The organism is Rhizobium sp. NXC24 (assembly GCF_002944315.1).
Lineage (GTDB): Bacteria > Pseudomonadota > Alphaproteobacteria > Rhizobiales > Rhizobiaceae > Rhizobium.
Window position 1 is genome coordinate 1,419,917 of record NZ_CP024311.1, and the last position, 16,568, is coordinate 1,436,484.

11 protein-coding genes are annotated in these 16,568 nt (G+C 60.3%); 7 read left to right on the forward strand and 4 right to left on the reverse strand.

The annotated features are described in order from the left end of the window. Positions 1–12 precede the first annotated feature (12 nt). Positions 13–1,266, reverse strand: a complete 1,254-nt coding sequence (locus tag NXC24_RS07075) for a GGDEF domain-containing protein (protein ID WP_104822661.1) — start codon at positions 1,264–1,266, stop codon at positions 13–15. Positions 1,267–1,675: 409 nt separating this feature from the next. Between NXC24_RS07075 and clpP the strand changes: the two genes are divergently transcribed. From clpP to hupB, 4 genes are all read left to right on the forward strand, one after another. Next, on the forward strand, positions 1,676–2,308 hold the full coding sequence (gene clpP, locus NXC24_RS07080; protein ID WP_104822662.1) for an ATP-dependent Clp endopeptidase proteolytic subunit ClpP: 633 nt from the start codon (positions 1,676–1,678) through the stop codon (positions 2,306–2,308). Positions 2,309–2,610: 302 nt separating this feature from the next. Then, entirely contained in the window at positions 2,611–3,888 is a 1,278-nt protein-coding gene (clpX, locus tag NXC24_RS07085; protein WP_028753990.1) for an ATP-dependent Clp protease ATP-binding subunit ClpX, read from the forward strand. A 421-nt stretch (positions 3,889–4,309) separates the two neighbouring features. Beyond that, entirely contained in the window at positions 4,310–6,730 is a 2,421-nt protein-coding gene (gene lon, locus NXC24_RS07090) for an endopeptidase La (RefSeq protein WP_104822663.1), read from the forward strand. Between the two features lie 205 nt (positions 6,731–6,935). Next, complete coding sequence (gene hupB, locus NXC24_RS07095) at positions 6,936–7,211, forward strand: DNA-binding protein HupB (protein WP_104822664.1); 276 nt, start codon at positions 6,936–6,938, stop codon at positions 7,209–7,211. A 125-nt stretch (positions 7,212–7,336) separates the two neighbouring features. On the opposite strand, the gene NXC24_RS07100 is transcribed toward hupB, so the two are convergent. Together NXC24_RS07100 and NXC24_RS07105 are read right to left on the reverse strand one after the other, a co-directional pair. Further along, positions 7,337–7,684, reverse strand: a complete 348-nt coding sequence (locus NXC24_RS07100) for a hypothetical protein (protein ID WP_104822665.1) — start codon at positions 7,682–7,684, stop codon at positions 7,337–7,339. Between the two features lie 209 nt (positions 7,685–7,893). After that, entirely contained in the window at positions 7,894–8,880 is a 987-nt protein-coding gene (locus NXC24_RS07105) for an aldo/keto reductase (protein WP_104822666.1), read from the reverse strand. 219 nt (positions 8,881–9,099) lie between these two features. Between NXC24_RS07105 and NXC24_RS07110 the strand changes: the two genes are divergently transcribed. The 3 genes from NXC24_RS07110 to NXC24_RS07120 all read left to right on the forward strand — a co-directional run bounded on the left by NXC24_RS07110 (position 9,100) and on the right by NXC24_RS07120 (position 14,304). After that, the gene (locus NXC24_RS07110; RefSeq protein WP_104822667.1) at positions 9,100–10,335 is read left to right on the forward strand and encodes a DNA repair exonuclease; all 1,236 of its coding nucleotides are present in this window, start codon (positions 9,100–9,102) and stop codon (positions 10,333–10,335) included. Positions 10,336–10,338: 3 nt separating this feature from the next. Beyond that, complete coding sequence (locus tag NXC24_RS07115; RefSeq protein ID WP_104822668.1) at positions 10,339–13,800, forward strand: YhaN family protein; 3,462 nt, start codon at positions 10,339–10,341, stop codon at positions 13,798–13,800. Positions 13,801–13,908: 108 nt separating this feature from the next. Continuing rightward, positions 13,909–14,304 carry a cupin domain-containing protein gene (locus NXC24_RS07120; RefSeq protein ID WP_104822669.1) on the forward strand — a complete coding sequence of 132 codons (396 nt, stop codon included), beginning with the start codon at positions 13,909–13,911 and terminating at the stop codon, positions 14,302–14,304. Positions 14,305–14,345: 41 nt separating this feature from the next. Here NXC24_RS07120 and NXC24_RS07125 read toward each other — a convergent pair whose 3' ends face one another. After that, positions 14,346–16,532, reverse strand: a complete 2,187-nt coding sequence (locus NXC24_RS07125) for a glycosyltransferase family 2 protein (protein WP_104822670.1) — start codon at positions 16,530–16,532, stop codon at positions 14,346–14,348. Between the last annotated feature and the right edge of the window lie 36 nt (positions 16,533–16,568).

Consider the following 16,568-nt stretch of genomic DNA (forward strand, 5'->3'; position numbering starts at 1 on the left):
GGGAAAAGGCCGTTACATCCGTGCCAGCGTACCGAGGCGGCGCAGCGCATGAATCTGATCATCGAGTGTCGGCACAAGCTCGCCGCCGTTCGGATCGGGCGGGGTATCGGTGGCCATTGCCGCTTCCGCCTCGCTGAAGACGATCGTGCAATTGCGGCCGCCGCGCTTGGCGGCATAAAGCGCCCGATCTGCGGCGGAAACCAATCGGTCCCAATTGGCGTTTTCGCATGGCATGATCGCCAGACCGATGCTGACGGTCGCTGGCACTAACGAGCGGCCGGCAAGCAGCGGCACACGGCAGAAGTCCAGGCGGATCGTCTCGGCGATCGCCTCGGCCTCCGCTTGGTCGTCTACGAGGATGAAGGCGGTAAATTCCTCGCCACCCATGCGGCCGAATGCGCCGTTGCGAGGCACGAACTGTCGTCCGATGCGAGCGAATTCGGCAAGCACGATATCGCCCGTCTGGTGGCCATAACGGTCGTTGATCGCCTTGAAGTGATCGAGATCGAACAGCAGCGTGGCGATCTTCTGCGAGTCTTTGGTCGTCTTTCCGGCGACAAGTTCGAAATAATCCTGCAGGCCGCGTCGGTTCAGCACGCCCGTCAGCGTATCCGTGACCGATATAGCCCGCCAGCGTCGTTCGGACCGCTCCATCATCAGCTTGCCAGTGAGTGCGATTGCCGTGGTGATCAGCAACGCGCTGCCAAGGGCGGAGTAGCTGCGATAGCTCTGCGCTTCCTCAAGGTTGAGCTGCAGAAGCGTCATCGACATGGCGGAAACGAAGCAAAGGCAGGCGAGCGCCATGAAAACGAAGCCGAGCAGACCGCGCACCCCTTCGCGCCGGCCTTCCGCCGGGCGGACCGCAGCGGCGAGCAACGTCGCGCCGACCGCGCCAGCGAGATCGTAGAGGATGACGCGATTGACGAAACTCTCGTGAATCCAAGGCAGTTCGACCCCGGCAAACCAGATGGCCGGCGGGAACAGCGCCCGCCAGTCCAGCCGGCGATTGTCCATCCAGCAAAAGCCGGCGATCCAGGCACTTTCGCCGAGCAGAGCGATGCCGTTGCCGACTTCGATCGACAGGAAATCCGGAATGAAGCCGCGCGCTGCCACGAGGGCGAACCCGACGGCGCTGACGGTGAAGCCCAGCGACCACATCAAATAGGCAGGCGTCTGGCGATCATGCCGCCAGGCAAAGAAAAGCACGGTTGCGAGCGTAATCGCTTCCGAACACCAGATGGTGAGGCCCGTTGTGATATTGAGCACGATATGCGTTTCTCCTTTACCGTGGCGCGGATTTCGTCGGCGCAAAGGACACGGTAACGCTTGCAATGGAGGCATCATCGCCGAATAAGATGGTGAGTTCCTTAAGTCGCTTGGTAAATTTTACCTGCGCATGGGATTACGCTGTGCCAAGCTCGTCTGCGCTTCATCCTTCCTTCACCCTGCAGTTGGGAAAAGCGGTGGACCGCGCGAAGAGCGTCATCGGAGCTATTGGCATGAGGAAATCAGCGGTTAGAAACGCTTCCTCAACATCTCCTGGGCCATTAGGCCTTTTTGACGTTATCCTTTCGCGCGTCTTGAAGTGCAGGGCAGTGACACTCTATGTAGGGTAAGGGATTTTATTCGATTCCCGGCGTTTTCGCCGCCGGGGCAAGCTTGGTAAAGGACGCACATGAGAAATCCAGTCGATACAGCTATGGCTCTGGTGCCGATGGTTGTTGAGCAGACCAACCGCGGGGAACGGTCTTACGACATCTATTCTCGCCTGCTGAAGGAACGCATCATCTTCCTGACGGGCCCGGTCGAAGATCAAATGGCGACGCTGGTCTGCGCCCAGCTTCTCTTCCTCGAGGCGGAAAACCCGAAGAAAGAAATCGCGCTCTACATCAATTCCCCGGGCGGCGTTGTCACCGCCGGCATGGCAATCTATGACACCATGCAGTTCATCAAGCCCGCCGTATCCACGCTTTGCATCGGCCAGGCCGCCTCGATGGGCTCGCTGCTGCTTGCGGCCGGCGACAAGGACATGCGTTTCGCCACGCCGAATTCCCGCATCATGGTTCACCAGCCTTCCGGCGGCTTCCAGGGTCAGGCTTCGGACATCGAGCGTCACGCCCGCGACATCATCAAGATGAAGCGCCGCCTGAACGAAGTCTACGTCAAGCATTGCGGCCGGACTTACGAAGAGGTTGAACAAACGCTCGATCGTGACCATTTCATGTCCTCCGATGAGGCGAAGGAATGGGGTCTGATCGACAAGGTGCTGACGTCTCGTACTGAAATGGAAGGTGAAACCCCCGCCTGAGTTATCCACGGGCGGTGTCTTCTACGCCACAGTTCTATCCCATTTGTGATCGAATAGGGGTTTAATGTGGTGTAGAACACGGTAATAGTAAGCATTAATGCTATGTAGCGATTTTATGACATAGCATTCGGCATTCGAAGGGGGATTCGTTGCCACCGCAGCCCGGATATGTTGTCTGGGCTACGTTCAGTACCCCGAAGAGCGCCGCGATCTGCTGATAAACGAGGGGCAGGTCCGGTGGGCGCATTGAGTGGACCGCGATTTCAATCTGGGAATCAGCGGCGTGCTGGAAGGAAAATGATATGAGCAAAGTCAGCGGCAGCAACGGCGGCGACTCCAAGAATACCCTGTATTGTTCATTCTGCGGCAAGAGCCAGCATGAAGTCCGGAAGCTTATTGCCGGACCGACCGTCTTCATCTGCGATGAATGCGTCGAGCTCTGCATGGATATCATCCGCGAGGAGAACAAGTCCTCGATGGTGAAATCCCGTGACGGCGTGCCGACACCGCAGGATATTATCAAGGTTCTCGACGAATACGTCATCGGCCAGAGGCAGGCGAAGAAGATCCTGTCAGTGGCAGTTCATAACCACTACAAGCGTCTCGCGCATGCGTCGAAGAACGGCGATGTCGAACTGGCGAAGTCGAACATCATGCTCGTCGGCCCGACCGGCTGCGGCAAGACCTACCTCGCACAGACGCTGGCCCGTATCATCGACGTGCCGTTCACCATGGCTGACGCCACGACGCTAACCGAAGCCGGTTACGTCGGCGAAGATGTCGAAAACATCATCCTGAAGCTGCTGCAGGCTGCCGACTACAATGTCGAGCGCGCTCAGCGCGGCATCGTCTACATCGACGAAGTCGACAAGATCTCGCGCAAGTCGGACAATCCGTCGATCACCCGCGATGTTTCGGGCGAAGGCGTGCAGCAGGCGCTGCTGAAGATCATGGAAGGCACGGTCGCTTCGGTTCCTCCCCAGGGTGGCCGCAAGCATCCGCAGCAGGAATTCCTGCAGGTCGACACCACGAACATCCTGTTCATCTGCGGCGGCGCTTTTGCCGGTCTCGACAAGATCATCTCCGCCCGCGGCGAAAAGACCTCGATCGGCTTCAGCGCCGCTGTCAAGGCACCGGATGACCGTCGCGTCGGCGAAGTGCTGCGCGAACTGGAGCCGGAAGACCTGGTCAAGTTCGGCCTGATCCCGGAGTTCATTGGCCGTCTGCCGGTTCTGGCGACGCTGGAAGACCTCGACGAGGATGCGCTGATCCAGATCCTGTCGGAACCGAAGAACGCGCTCGTCAAGCAGTATCAGCGCCTGTTCGAGATGGAAGATGTCGAGTTGACTTTCCACGAAGATGCGCTGCGCGAAATCGCCCGCAAGGCGATCGTGCGCAAGACCGGCGCTCGCGGCCTGCGCTCGATCATGGAAAAGATCCTGCTCGACACCATGTTCGATCTGCCGGCGCTGGAAGGTGTTCGCGAAGTGGTCATCTCCGAAGAGGTCGTTCGCGGCTCCGCCCGCCCGCTCTACATCTATGCCGACCGGCAGGAAGAAAAGGCAAACGCCACTGCCTAATTGCCGGATTTGCGGTTGAAATCAGGGGCTCGTCGTTGACGGGCCCCTTTCTATTTGAAAAATCGTACAGTTTCCTGATAAAGTCCGGGATAAGCTTATTGGAACGCCGACGAAACCGGTTGTGAAGAGCGCTTGCCGCGGCCATGATGGCGTGATTCTGGGAATCCTCGGCGGATATGATTTTGCGTCCGGCTTCGGTCCTTGTGGGGCCCGTGTTGCCGGCAATGTTCGAGTAGCCGTGGCCCGGTATTTGTTGTTGCGTTCCTCCTCGTGACATGCGCGTTTCGCCACCCTGCAGCGCGTTTTGCGCGACTTGAAATGAATGATGTGAAGCTCCACTTCTAACCCAAGTGAGAGAGCCGGCTAATTCCCCCCATGCCGGCAGAAGAGCCCGGGAACGGGACGACGGAAAGGAAATGACATGACTAAGAAAACGTCTGCGGCAAATGAGAGCATTGCCTATCCGGTATTGCCATTGCGCGACATCGTGGTTTTCCCCCACATGATCGTGCCGCTGTTCGTCGGACGGGAGAAGTCCATCCGCGCGCTGGAAGAGGTCATGGGGTCCGACAAGCAGATAATGCTCGTCACCCAGATCAATGCCAGCGACGATGATCCCGCCCCGGACGCAATCCACAGGGTCGGCACGGTAGCCAATGTGCTGCAGCTCCTGAAGCTCCCAGACGGCACCGTCAAGGTGCTGGTCGAGGGCCGGGCACGCGCAGAGATCGACACTTATACGGGCCGCGAGGATTTTTACGAGGCCCTCGGCCATGTCCTGAATGAGCCGAATGAAGATCCGGTCGAACTGGAAGCGCTGAGCCGCTCGGTCGTTTCGGAATTCGAAAGCTACGTGAAGCTTAACAAGAAGATTTCGCCGGAAGTGGTTGGCGCCGCCAGCCAGATCGACGACTACTCGAAGCTCGCCGATACCGTCGCTTCGCATCTGTCGATCAAGATCACCGAGAAGCAGGAAATGCTGGAAACCACCAGCGTCAAGGGCCGCCTCGAAAAGGCGCTCGGCTTCATGGAGGGCGAGATTTCGGTTCTGCAGGTCGAAAAGCGTATCCGCTCGCGCGTCAAGCGCCAGATGGAGAAGACCCAGCGCGAATACTACCTGAATGAGCAGATGAAGGCGATCCAGAAGGAACTCGGCGACGGCGAAGAAGGCCGCGACGAGATGGCCGAACTGGAAGAGCGCATCTCCAAGACGAAGCTCTCCAAGGAAGCCAAGGAAAAGGCCGATGCGGAGCTGAAGAAGCTGCGTCAGATGAGCCCGATGTCGGCGGAAGCCACCGTCGTGCGCAACTATCTCGACTGGCTGCTGGGCATCCCCTGGCACAAGAAGTCGAAGATCAAGACCGATCTGAACAATGCCGAGAAGATCCTTGAAGCGGATCATTTCGGTCTCGACAAGGTCAAGGAGCGCATCGTCGAATATCTGGCCGTCCAGGCGCGCGCGACGAAGATCAAAGGCCCGATCCTTTGCCTCGTTGGCCCTCCGGGCGTCGGCAAGACCTCGCTCGCGCAGTCGATCGCCAAGGCGACCGGCCGTGAGTATGTCCGCATGGCGCTTGGCGGCGTTCGTGACGAAGCCGAAATCCGCGGTCACCGCCGCACCTATATCGGCTCGATGCCCGGCAAGGTCATCCAGTCGATGAAGAAGGCCAAGAAGTCCAACCCGCTCTTCCTGCTCGACGAAATCGACAAGATGGGCATGGATTTCCGCGGCGATCCGTCTTCGGCCCTGCTGGAAGTACTGGACCCGGCGCAGAACTCGACCTTCATGGATCACTACCTGGAAGTCGAATACGATCTGTCCGACGTGATGTTCATCACGACGGCGAACACGCTGAACATCCCTGCGCCGCTGATGGACCGCATGGAAATCATTCGTATCGCCGGCTACACCGAAGACGAGAAGCGCGAAATCGCCAAGCGGCACCTGCTGCCGAAGGCCATCAAGGAACATGCGCTGCAGCCGAATGAATTTTCGGTCAGCGACGACGCCCTGATGGCGATCAGCCAGCAGTACACCCGCGAAGCCGGCGTGCGTAACTTCGAGCGCGAATTGATGAAGCTCGCCCGCAAGGCGGTCACCGAGATCATCAAGGGCAAGGCCAAGTCCGTCGCGGTCACCGCTGCGAATATCGACGAATATCTCGGCGTTCCGCGCTTCCGCCATGGCGAAGCGGAACGCGACGATCAGGTCGGCGTTGTCACCGGTCTCGCCTGGACGGAAGTCGGCGGCGAGTTGCTGACGATCGAAGGCGTGATGATGCCGGGCAAGGGCCGCATGACGGTCACCGGCAACCTGAAGGAAGTCATGAAGGAATCGATTTCCGCGGCGGCCTCGTATGTCCGCTCGCGCGCCGTCGATTTCGGCGTCCAGCCGCCGCTCTTCGACAAGAGCGACATCCACGTGCACGTGCCGGAAGGTGCGACGCCGAAGGATGGTCCCTCGGCTGGTGTCGCCATGGCGACCGCCATCGTCTCGATCATGACCGGCATCCCCGTTTCCAAGGATGTCGCCATGACCGGTGAAATCACGCTGCGTGGCCGCGTGCTGCCGATCGGCGGCCTGAAGGAAAAGCTGCTTGCTGCACTTCGCGGCGGCATCAAGAAGGTGCTGATTCCGGAGGAAAACGCCAAGGATCTGGCGGAGATTCCGGACAACGTGAAGAACAACATGGAGATCGTTCCGGTATCGCGCATGGGCGAGGTGATCAAGCATGCGCTGATCCGCAGACCGGAGCCGATCGAGTGGGATGGCACCGTTGAAACGCCCGTGATCGCAACGGTTGAAGGCGTCGACGATGTGGGTGCTGCCATCGCGCACTAGGCGTGGTTGAGCCTCATTTGCGCCGAATTGACATGAAACCAGAAAAGACCGGCAAAATGCCGGTCTTTTTTGTGAAAAGCTTTTGACAGCGCTTGCTTTTCCTTGATTTGCAGGGCTTTTGGGGGTTGCGGCGGGCTAGAGCACTCGTATTCTGCGCCCCGCTTACAAGATGAGTCGTTTCATACCAGTAGAAAGGGGTGGAAACATGAATAAGAATGAGCTCGTGTCCGCAGTGGCCGAGAAGGCCGGTATTACGAAGGCTGACGCTGCTTCCGCTGTTGACGCTGTTTTCGATACCGTCCAGTCTGAACTGAAGAAGGGCGGCGACATTCGTCTCGCAGGTTTCGGCAGCTTCACCGTTTCCCACCGTGCAGCTACGAAGGGCCGTAACCCGTCCACCGGCGCTGAAGTTGATATCGCGGCTCGTAACGTGCCGAAGTTCACGCCCGGCAAGGGCCTGAAGGACGCCGTCAACGGCTGATCCGTTTTCACCCGCCTATTGGGGCTTTTGCTCCGTGGCGGAGGATATAGGGGGTTCGAAGCATTTCGGACCCCCTTTTTTGTAGCAATGCCACCAATGACTATTTTCGGCTAGGTACGCCAACTCTACTCGCCGCTGCGGGGGCGATCATGACCGGAGACGAGCCCGGTCGAAACCACGGTCTCGAAATACTCGACCTTCAAATCGAAGGAGCGCAAAAGCTTCTGGGTACTTGCCTTCACCACCGCATCGTCAAAATCACCTTTGCCAAAGTGACCGGCAGAGGCCATATCGGCCCAAAAGCTCATAACCACCAGCTCATTGTTCTCGCCACGAACCCTGCGGGCGAGGGTCGCCCCAAGATGGCCGGGAAGCAGCGCCATTTCAACAAAGGTGGTCGTCTCAAGATGCTTCGCATAAGCTGCCAGCACCTCGTCAGAGCCAGCAACGGCCCGCCAAGAACGAACAATCATATCAATTCCCTATCCCGCCTGGAGGGTGCTTGTAGCCCCCATTTCCTGATGTCCGATCGTGATTTATGCACCACTTTCGCTGCCCGGCAATCTCAATTGCTGGCGTAGTGGAGGCTCGGAATTCCAGAGGGCGATCAAAGAAGCGTTGGGACAAAAAATCTGCGGCCGGATCTGCACCCGGCCATGCGTTTTCCTAGAAACTCCTATCGTTACCAGCGGTGATGAACGTGCGGGGCGATCAGACGTTCGTAGATCTCGCGCGTTGCCGCCATGACATCGGCCGAAAGCGGCGCAAGATTGGCGGCTGCCGCATTGGCTCTGGCCTGCTCGGCATTGCGCGCACCGGGGATGACGACGGTGACTGCTTCGCTCATCAGGATCCAGCGCAGTGCGAACGCTGCCATGCTGGCGCCCGCCGGAACCAGCTTGCGCACTTCTTCGACCGCCTGCAGGCCGACCTCAAAAGGAACGCCGGCAAAGGTCTCACCGACATCGAAGGCCTCGCCGTGGCGGTTGAAGTTGCGATGATCGTCGCTGGCGAACTGGGTATCGCGGGTGATCTTGCCGGAAAGCAGGCCGGAGGCCAACGGCACACGGGCAATGACCGCAACGTTCTTGCGCCTGGCTTCCTTGAAGAACAGGTGGTCCGGGCGTTGGCGGAAGATGTTGTAGATGATCTGGATGCTGAGCACGCCCGGATATTCGATCGCCTTCAGCGCCTCCTCGACTTTCTCGACGCTGACGCCGTAGCCCTTGATCTTTCCGGTCTTCTGTAGCTCGTCAAGGCCGGCAAAGACTTCGGGGCGGTAGAGCACCTCTGTCGGCGGGCAATGCAACTGCACGAGGTCCAGGCTGTCGACGCCGAGGTTTTTCAGGCTGCGGTCGATGAAGCCTTCGAGATTGGCCTTGTTATAGCCGTCGGCGACGTGCGGGTTGAGTCGACGGCCGGCTTTGGTCGCGACCATCGGGTGCGTGCCGCCGCGCGCCTTCAACACGTCTGCGATGATCTTTTCTGAGCGGCCGTCGCCATAGACGTCGGCCGTGTCGATGAAGGTCATGCCGGCGTCGAGCGCAGCATTCAAGGCGGCGCGGCCGTCCGCCTCGCTGACATCACCCCAGGCGCCGCCGATTTGCCAGGCGCCGAAGCCGACATTTGTAACGATAAAGGGCGTGCGGCCAAAAGCATCGTGTTTCATGGAATTGTCTCCGTTCGTGATGAAATGCCAAGGCACTACCAGCCGCTCAGAGTGCGGACAAGCCTGGGGCGACATTGCAAGATCGCAATCGCGTGACATAGGAGCATGACAGGACCCGGCAATAGATGAAAGCGTTGGATGACCTCTCCCGCATGGTGTTCATCGGCCCCGTATTTCCGTAAAAAGAAGGTGCCAGATATCTGACGATGACCGGAGCTTATGCCCTCTTTCAGTTTCATCCACGCCGCCGATCTGCATCTCGGCAGTCCTTTTCAGGGGCTGGCGTTGAAAGATGCTGCTATCGCCGCCGTCTTCGTGGAAGCGAGCCGCAAGGCCTTTTCGACGCTGGTGGGGCTGGCGATCGAGAAAGCGGTCGATTTCTTCCTTATCGCTGGCGATGTCTATGACGGCGATTGGAAGGACAACAAGATCGGCCTGTTCTTCAATCGGGAAATGGCGCGGCTGGAGCGGGCCGGCATCCGGGTCTATCTGCTACGCGGCAATCACGACGCGGCGAGCGTCATCACCAAGACCATTACCCTGCCAGCCAATGTCCATGAATTCCCGACCAACAAGCCCGGCTCCGTCAGGCTGGATGGGTTGCAGGTAGCGCTGCACGGGCAGGGCTTTGCCGAGCGCTCTGCCAACGATAATCTGGCGCTTGCCTATCCGGCGCCCGTGTCCGGCTGGTTCAATATCGGCATTCTCCATACCTCGCTCACCGGCCGCGAGCCGCACGCGCCTTACGCGCCGTGTTCGGTCGATGATCTGCGTTCGCGCGGTTACGATTATTGGGCGCTTGGCCACGTGCACGACTATGAGGTGGTGGCAAACGACCCGCTGGTGGTTTTTCCGGGCAACCTGCAGGGCCGCAGCATTCGCGAGCGCGGGGCAAAGGGCGCCGTGCTGGTCACGGTCGAGGAAGGCTGCGTCAGCCACGAACGCTTGATCGTCGACGAGGCGCGGTTTGCGCAGGCCGATATTGCCGTCGATCCCGAGGACGATCAGGCCGCAATCCTGCGCCGCGTCGAGCAGGCGGTGCAGCCACTTGCCGGTGACATGGCGGGACGCATGACGGCGCTGCGCGTTCGGCTATCGGGCATCACGCCGTTGCAGGGCGCCATTGCCGCCAATCGCCGGCAATGGCGCGACGAGGTCGAGGCCGCCTGCCATCGCGTGCATGAGGATATCTGGCTGGAGAAGCTAGAACTGCGCCTGGAGCCACCTGTCGCAAGCGCTGTCGAGGCCAACGGCACGCTCGATCTCGGCCAATTGCTGGCCGAACATGCCGGTGATGCGGATATCGTCGCGGAAGCGCAAAGGCTCGTTGGCGAAATCGCGATGCGCTTGCCCTCCGGCCTCGGCGCAGCGGAGTTGCCGCTTGACGACACCATCGAGATGCTGATCGAGGAGGCGCGGCAATTGCTGCTGGCGCGCGGGCAGGGGGCAGGCTGACCCATGCGCTTCGATCGGCTCGACATTCTCCGCTACGGCGCGCTCACCGACCGCACGCTCGATTTTCGTGCAGGTGCGAAACTGCATGTGATTTATGGGCCGAACGAGGCGGGGAAATCCTCGGCGCTCAGTGCCATTTCGGATCTGCTTTTCGGCTTTCCCGTTGCCGCCGAACAAAGCTTCCTGCATGAGCCGACGAGCCTTCGTGTCGGCGCTGCAATCAGCGCGCGGGATGGTGCGTCGCTGGCTTTCCGCCGCCGCCGCGGGCGCAAGAACACTCTGCTCGCCCCCGACGACAAGGAGGGGCCACTTGCGGAAGATGCCTTGGCGCCGTTCCTCGGCCATTTGAGCCGCGATGTCTTCGAGCGCGCTTTCGGGCTCGATTCTCTCCGATTGCGGCAAGGCGCGACGGCCATGCTGCGCAGCGGCGGCGAGATCGGCAGCCTGTTGTTTTCCGCCGCCTCGGGCCTCACCGGCCTGTCGCGGCTGCGGCAGTCTCTCGATGGTGAAGCGGACGGCATCTATGCCCAGCGGCGGTCGAAGGATCGCAGTTTCTACCGCGCTCTGGACCGCCATGACGAGGCCCGTAGGGCCGAACGCGACAATGAGCTCAAATCCGGTGACTGGAAGAAGTTGCTGGCGGAAGCCGTCGAATTGGAAGGCGAATTGGAGCGCCTGCAGGACCTGCGTCGCCAGACGCGTCAGGCGCTAGACCGGCTGCAGAGATTGAAGACGCTGCAGCCGCTGCTGGCCGAAATCGATGGCGAGATCGCAGCTCTCGACCGCCTCGCTGATCTCTCGGTTTTACCGGACAATTTTGCGGATCGACTGGAGCGAAGCCTGAGCGACAAGCGCGCCGCCGAGGACGAGCTGCGCCGTGCCCAGCAATTGGCCGCACGCACCGGCGAAGAGCTGTCGCTGATTGAGATAGACGAAACGCTGCTGCGGATATCGAACGACATCACGCAGCTTTTTGCCGATAGCGGCAATTATCGCAGCCAGCGCCATGACCTGCCGCGTGTCGATCAGGAGTTGGCGAGCTATGATGCGGAGCTCGCACAGCTTGCCCGCCGCCTCGGCCTTTCAGATGTTGCGCAATTGGAAAAACGGCAACCGAGCGATGCCGACCGCGCGCGCCTCTCGGAACTGGTGGAAGAGGGCAGGCGGTTGCTGCTCCGTGCCCAGGCAATTGCAGAGCAATTGGACAGCGAGCGCGGGCAGCTCGTGGCGCTGGAGAGGGATGGCCTTGCCGGCCGTTTGATCGATCCCCGGCCCCACGTCGACCAACTGGAGTCACTGACCGGTGATCTAACCGCTCTTGCCCGTCTCGACGCGTTGGAGACGCATATCCGCCGTGCCGAGGCAGACCTTGGCGAGGCCGCTGCCCGCCTGCGTCCTCCTGTTGCCGATGTCGAGGCGCTATTTTCCGCGCCGCTGCCGGACAGTGCCGAGATCGCCACGCATCGCGAGGCTATCGATGCTGCCCGCGGCAGCCTGCGTGAGGCGTCCGACAAGGTGCGCCTCCATGATGAGCAGTTGGCTGAGATCGAGCAGGCGCTGGAGGATGCTGAGCGCACGGGCCCGATCGTCACACGTGAACAGATCGCCGGCGCACGCAATGCTCGCGATGGCCTATGGCAATCGATCCGCGACGGGCTGGCGGATGGTGGACCGGCTCCCGATGGAAAAGCCATCGCCAGGTTCACGACGAGCCTTGCGGAAGCGGATCGGCTGGCCGATGCGGCGCTGAGTGATGCGGACCGTGTTTCTCGCCATGCGGATAATCTATTGCGCCGCGCGCGGCTGCAGCAGGAGCGTGAGGCGGCCGCAAAGCGACTGCAACAGTGCGAAGAGAAATCCGCAAAAGCGCTCGCCACCTTTGCCGCGCTCTTCGAGCCCTGCGGTATCGCCGCGCTCGATCCAGCGGCCATGCTGGAATGGCGGCGCGCGGTTGAAGGGTTGTTCCGCGAGCGTCGGGCTCTGCGCGATCTGGTGGACGAGCGGGATGAAGCTGCCCGTGCCGAAGCGCGTGTGTCTCCGGCGCTAAAAGATATCGCCGACGCCACCGGCTATAAGAGCGGCCGGCTACCGTCAGGCGCCATGGCGGAAGGGTTGCGAAAACATCTTCGCCTGCTTTCGGAGCGTTGGAATGAAAGTCGCACGCGCGAAGGCGAGATCGCCTCGGCGCGCGACCGGCTGACGCGTCTTGGTGAACAGAGCCAAGATATCGAGCGGCGGCAGGCCGGTTGGCGCGACGCGTTTGGTAAAGCTGTCCTCCCGTTCGGTCTTCCCGCAGATGCGACGCTGGAGATGGCTGCCGCTGCCTTGAAGGCATGGATGGAACTGCCGGATGTCTTGGCGGAGCATGACAATCGTCAACGCCGTGTCAGCGGCATGCGCCGCGACATGGCCGATTTCGAGCGTCGGCTTGCAACACTTGCCGCAACCGCCGGCTATGAACTCGACCACCTGCCGCCGGACGCCGCGGCCGAGGCGCTGCACGCTCGTGCCAATGGGGCGCGCGGTGAGCAGAAGAAGCGCGACCAGCTCGATGAGGAGCGTCAGCGCGCCGAGGCACAGGCCCTCCGCTGCAGTGACGCGCTTGCAACGGTGGTGGCTGATCTTGCTCGTCTGACTGCCGATCTGCCCGAGGATGCCGATCTGCCGGCATTGCTGTCGCGCCTGCGCGAACGTGCCCGGCTGAACACGAGGCTGATGGAAAGCCGCGACCGTTTCCGCCAGCAGGCCGATGGCGGCAGCGAGGATGAGAGCCGCGCGCAGCTCGCCGGCTTCGAGCGCATCGCCGCGGAGCTGGAAATCGAGCGGCTGACCGCCGAAGATCTCCGGCAATTCACCGCCCATGGCGAGCTGGTGGCGCGCCACGCGGAAAACCAGCGCCAGCAGCGTGCGCTGGAAACCGGTGTCAGCGCCGAACATGCCGTCTTCGAGAAGCTCTCCGCCGAGCAGGAGGCCAAGGACCTTGCGCGGCAATGGGTGGTGCTGAAACTCGCGGCACGGATGCTGGCAAGCTCGATGGAGGCCTATCGCGAGCGGCAGGCCGATCCGGTCATCAAGCGGGCAGGGGATTTGTTCTCCTTGCTGACCGGCCACCGCTTCGCGCGACTGGTCGAGGAACATGACGAGAGGGATGCGCTGCAACTGCTGGCGGAGCGCTCAGGTGGCGAGCGCGTGCCGCTGGATGGCTTGAGCGAGGGGACCGGCGATCAGCTTTATCTGGCGCTGCGGCTCGCCTTCCTCGAAGATTATTCCTCCCGCAACGAGCCCGCGCCGTTGATCGTCGACGACATCTTCCAGACCTTCGACGATGACCGCGCCAGCGCCGGCCTGAAGGCGCTCGCCGGCACGGCGGAGCGTTTCCAGACTATTCTCTTCACCCATGAAATGAGCCTGGTCGAGATTGCCAAACGGGAGATCGGCAAGGACTTGGACCTGATCCAACTGTAAAGCGCCGACATCGGCGTTGTCGCTTGGATGACGTCATCGAATGGCATAGGCTTGCGGCAGAGAACGAGGCGCGGCAGGCGCTGCGCTGGTGGAAGCAGGAGAAACGCCGTGGAGATCAAGCCCAATGGATCGCGTCCGTCCTTCAATGCGCCGGCCGAGTATTTTACCGGCAGCGTGCGCCAGGAACCATTGATGCAGGCGCAGGCACCGGCCCGTGTTCAGGTGGTCAATGTCAGCTTCGATCCTGGCGCCCGCACAGCCTGGCATACACATCCCTTCGGGCAGACACTGGTGGTGACCTCCGGCAGGGGACTTGCGCAAAGCTGGGGCGGCGAAATCCGCGAGATCAATGCCGGCGATGTGCTCTGGTTTGCCCCGGGCGAAAAGCATTGGCACGGCGCCGGGCCGGACACCGCGCTGACGCATATCGCCATTCAGGAAATGCAGGACGGCAAGGCCGCCGACTGGATGGAATATGTAACCGAAGAGCAATATCGCGGATAAAAGCGGCTCGCGGTGGTTTGGATGGGATAGCAGCCGAGACCTTACATCGATGGAATGCGCAGCTTCGTTGGCATCAAGATCTTCGGGTCTGATTTATCGCGGCTATAGGCTGGATTGATCGCGCGGTCTTCAAACGTCTGCGTCCCATGCAGCCGGCGCAGATTGTCTTTCTCCCGTTCAAATCGTTTCTTCCGTTCTCCCGATTTGTCCGATCCCCGTGAAACCGATTCATGGTGGTAAAGGCAGGCGAATGGCGTCCATATGATGCGAAACCCGGCCTTGTGGGCGCGCAGGCAATAGTCGACGTCGTTGTAGGCGACGGCGAAATTTTCTTCGTCGAACGTGCCGATTGCTTCGGCACAGTCGCCGGAAATCAGCATCACCGCCCCGGTCACACAGCTCATCGAATTGCGGACATGCAGCCTGTTCATCGGGCCACCGAAATCCCGGGGCTTGTTCATGTACCAATGACCCGCCAGTCCGCCGAAGCCGACGAGGACGCCGGCATGCTGGATCTTGTCGTTCGGATAGAGAAGCTTGGCGCCGACAATGCCGGTCTTTTCGAAAGCGAGACAGGCCACCATCTCCTTCAGCCAGCCCGGCTCGATAATCTCGACGTCATTGTTGAGGATCAGATAGTGCTCGCCTTTGGCGGCGCGCAAACCGCGATTGATCGAACGGGAGAAATTGAAGGGTTCGGGCGTGATCGTCGCGGAAAACGTCGGCTGCGTTTCGCGGTAGTGCTCGTAAAGGTCCAGCACGGCCTTGTCCGAAGAACCGTTGTCGATGATCAGCACTTCGAAATTGTCATAGTCCGTTTGCTCGAAGATATCCTTCAGAACGCGGGAAATCAGGTCGAAACTATCCTTGCTGGGAATAATGATGGAGATCTTCGGCCATGAAGTCTCCGAACGTTCGAACACCACGCGATGCAGGGTATTCGTCAAGGCCTCCTCGACATGAATGGGCTGCTTTTGACGCTCAAATCGTTCCACGATCGCCTTCCTGGCATTGGCGGTCGCGGCATCCATGAATTTCCGCGAATAGGTGTGGCCGTTGCGCCGCCACCAATAGGCGGGGTAGGGCAGGTGAAGGACGGTATTGTCGGGCAGCCCTTCCAGATAGCGCAGCAGGAGATCATAGTCCTGCGAACCGTCGTATCCGGTGCGGAGATAGCCGATCTCGTGAAGCCGGCTGCGGCGGTAGATGGAGAAATGGTTGATGTAGTTGACGCCCGTCAGAAGAACGGGGTCATAGGCCGGCTTCAACATCAAGCCCTTGGGTTTCAGCCTATCGTCGACAACCAGTTCGTCGGTATAGAGGAAGTTTGCATTGGGGTTCTGCTCCAACGTATGCCGCACGACTTTGAAGGCGTGAGGAGCGATCACGTCGTCATGGTCCAGCAAAGCGACCCACAGGCCGCGCGCCTGCAAAAGCCCGGCATTGGTCGCGATCGCTATGCCGCCGTTTTTCTCGTTCAGAACGAAACGGACGTTGTTCCTCGATTTTTGCGTCTCATACCATCGCCGCGTTTCCGGCGAGGTCGAGCCGTCGTCACTCAGAATGAGTTCCGTACCCGCTTCGCTTTGTGCTTCGAAGGAGCTTATGAGATCGTCGAGATAGCGTGAGGGAGCGTTGTAGACCGGAACGACAACGCTGAGCCACACTCCCGCCGTCGAGGAAACGGGTGATGCTGCAAGATCGGCAGCAAGCCGATAGCTCGCCTCCGCATATTGTATCGCCGCGCTCGGCGAACGCTTGCCGAAGGGCAGCTTCGGCATTTTCGTCCAATATTGCGCAAGTTTGCCGAGATCGACCCGCTCTGCCTGCCCATGTGTGCCGAGCAGAGTTGAAATATGCTTCTCGGCCGATTTCGCCGAAGAAAAGGCAGCAACGTCGAAGCTGAAGGTGATGGGGAAACTTGCGGGGTCGGCGCGCAGCGAGCAGATGGTTCCGACGGCTCCCACATCCGCCGTAATAATGAAGCGTCTCCCCGCCGACAGCGTGACCGCATCCTTTTCCCGAAAGCCGCGACCGCGATTGACGTAGAACTTCGGGTCGATGGCTTCATCGGTGCTGGCTATATGAATAACGACAAGCCTTTTCCGGACCGGTGCGAATCGAATTTCGAAGGCAGGATCGTCGCCAAGGGATTTCCAAAGATTGGAATTCGCACCGGCAGAAATCGCGCGTTCAAGATCGTCGTTGGGTAAAATCTTAAGTGTCATTGATGTCTTGATATCCAAATCCCAACAGCGGATAGC

Coding starts and splice junctions, on each gene's coding strand:
- clpP (WP_104822662.1), top strand. CDS start 1,676: ATGAGAAATCCAGTCGATACAGCTATGGCTCTGGTGCCGATGGTTGTT.
- clpX (WP_028753990.1), top strand. CDS start 2,611: ATGAGCAAAGTCAGCGGCAGCAACGGCGGCGACTCCAAGAATACCCTG.
- lon (WP_104822663.1), top strand. CDS start 4,310: ATGACTAAGAAAACGTCTGCGGCAAATGAGAGCATTGCCTATCCGGTA.
- hupB (WP_104822664.1), top strand. CDS start 6,936: ATGAATAAGAATGAGCTCGTGTCCGCAGTGGCCGAGAAGGCCGGTATT.
- NXC24_RS07100 (WP_104822665.1), bottom strand. CDS start 7,684: ATGATTGTTCGTTCTTGGCGGGCCGTTGCTGGCTCTGACGAGGTGCTG.
- NXC24_RS07105 (WP_104822666.1), bottom strand. CDS start 8,880: ATGAAACACGATGCTTTTGGCCGCACGCCCTTTATCGTTACAAATGTC.
- NXC24_RS07110 (WP_104822667.1), top strand. CDS start 9,100: ATGCCCTCTTTCAGTTTCATCCACGCCGCCGATCTGCATCTCGGCAGT.
- NXC24_RS07115 (WP_104822668.1), top strand. CDS start 10,339: ATGCGCTTCGATCGGCTCGACATTCTCCGCTACGGCGCGCTCACCGAC.
- NXC24_RS07125 (WP_104822670.1), bottom strand. CDS start 16,532: ATGACACTTAAGATTTTACCCAACGACGATCTTGAACGCGCGATTTCT.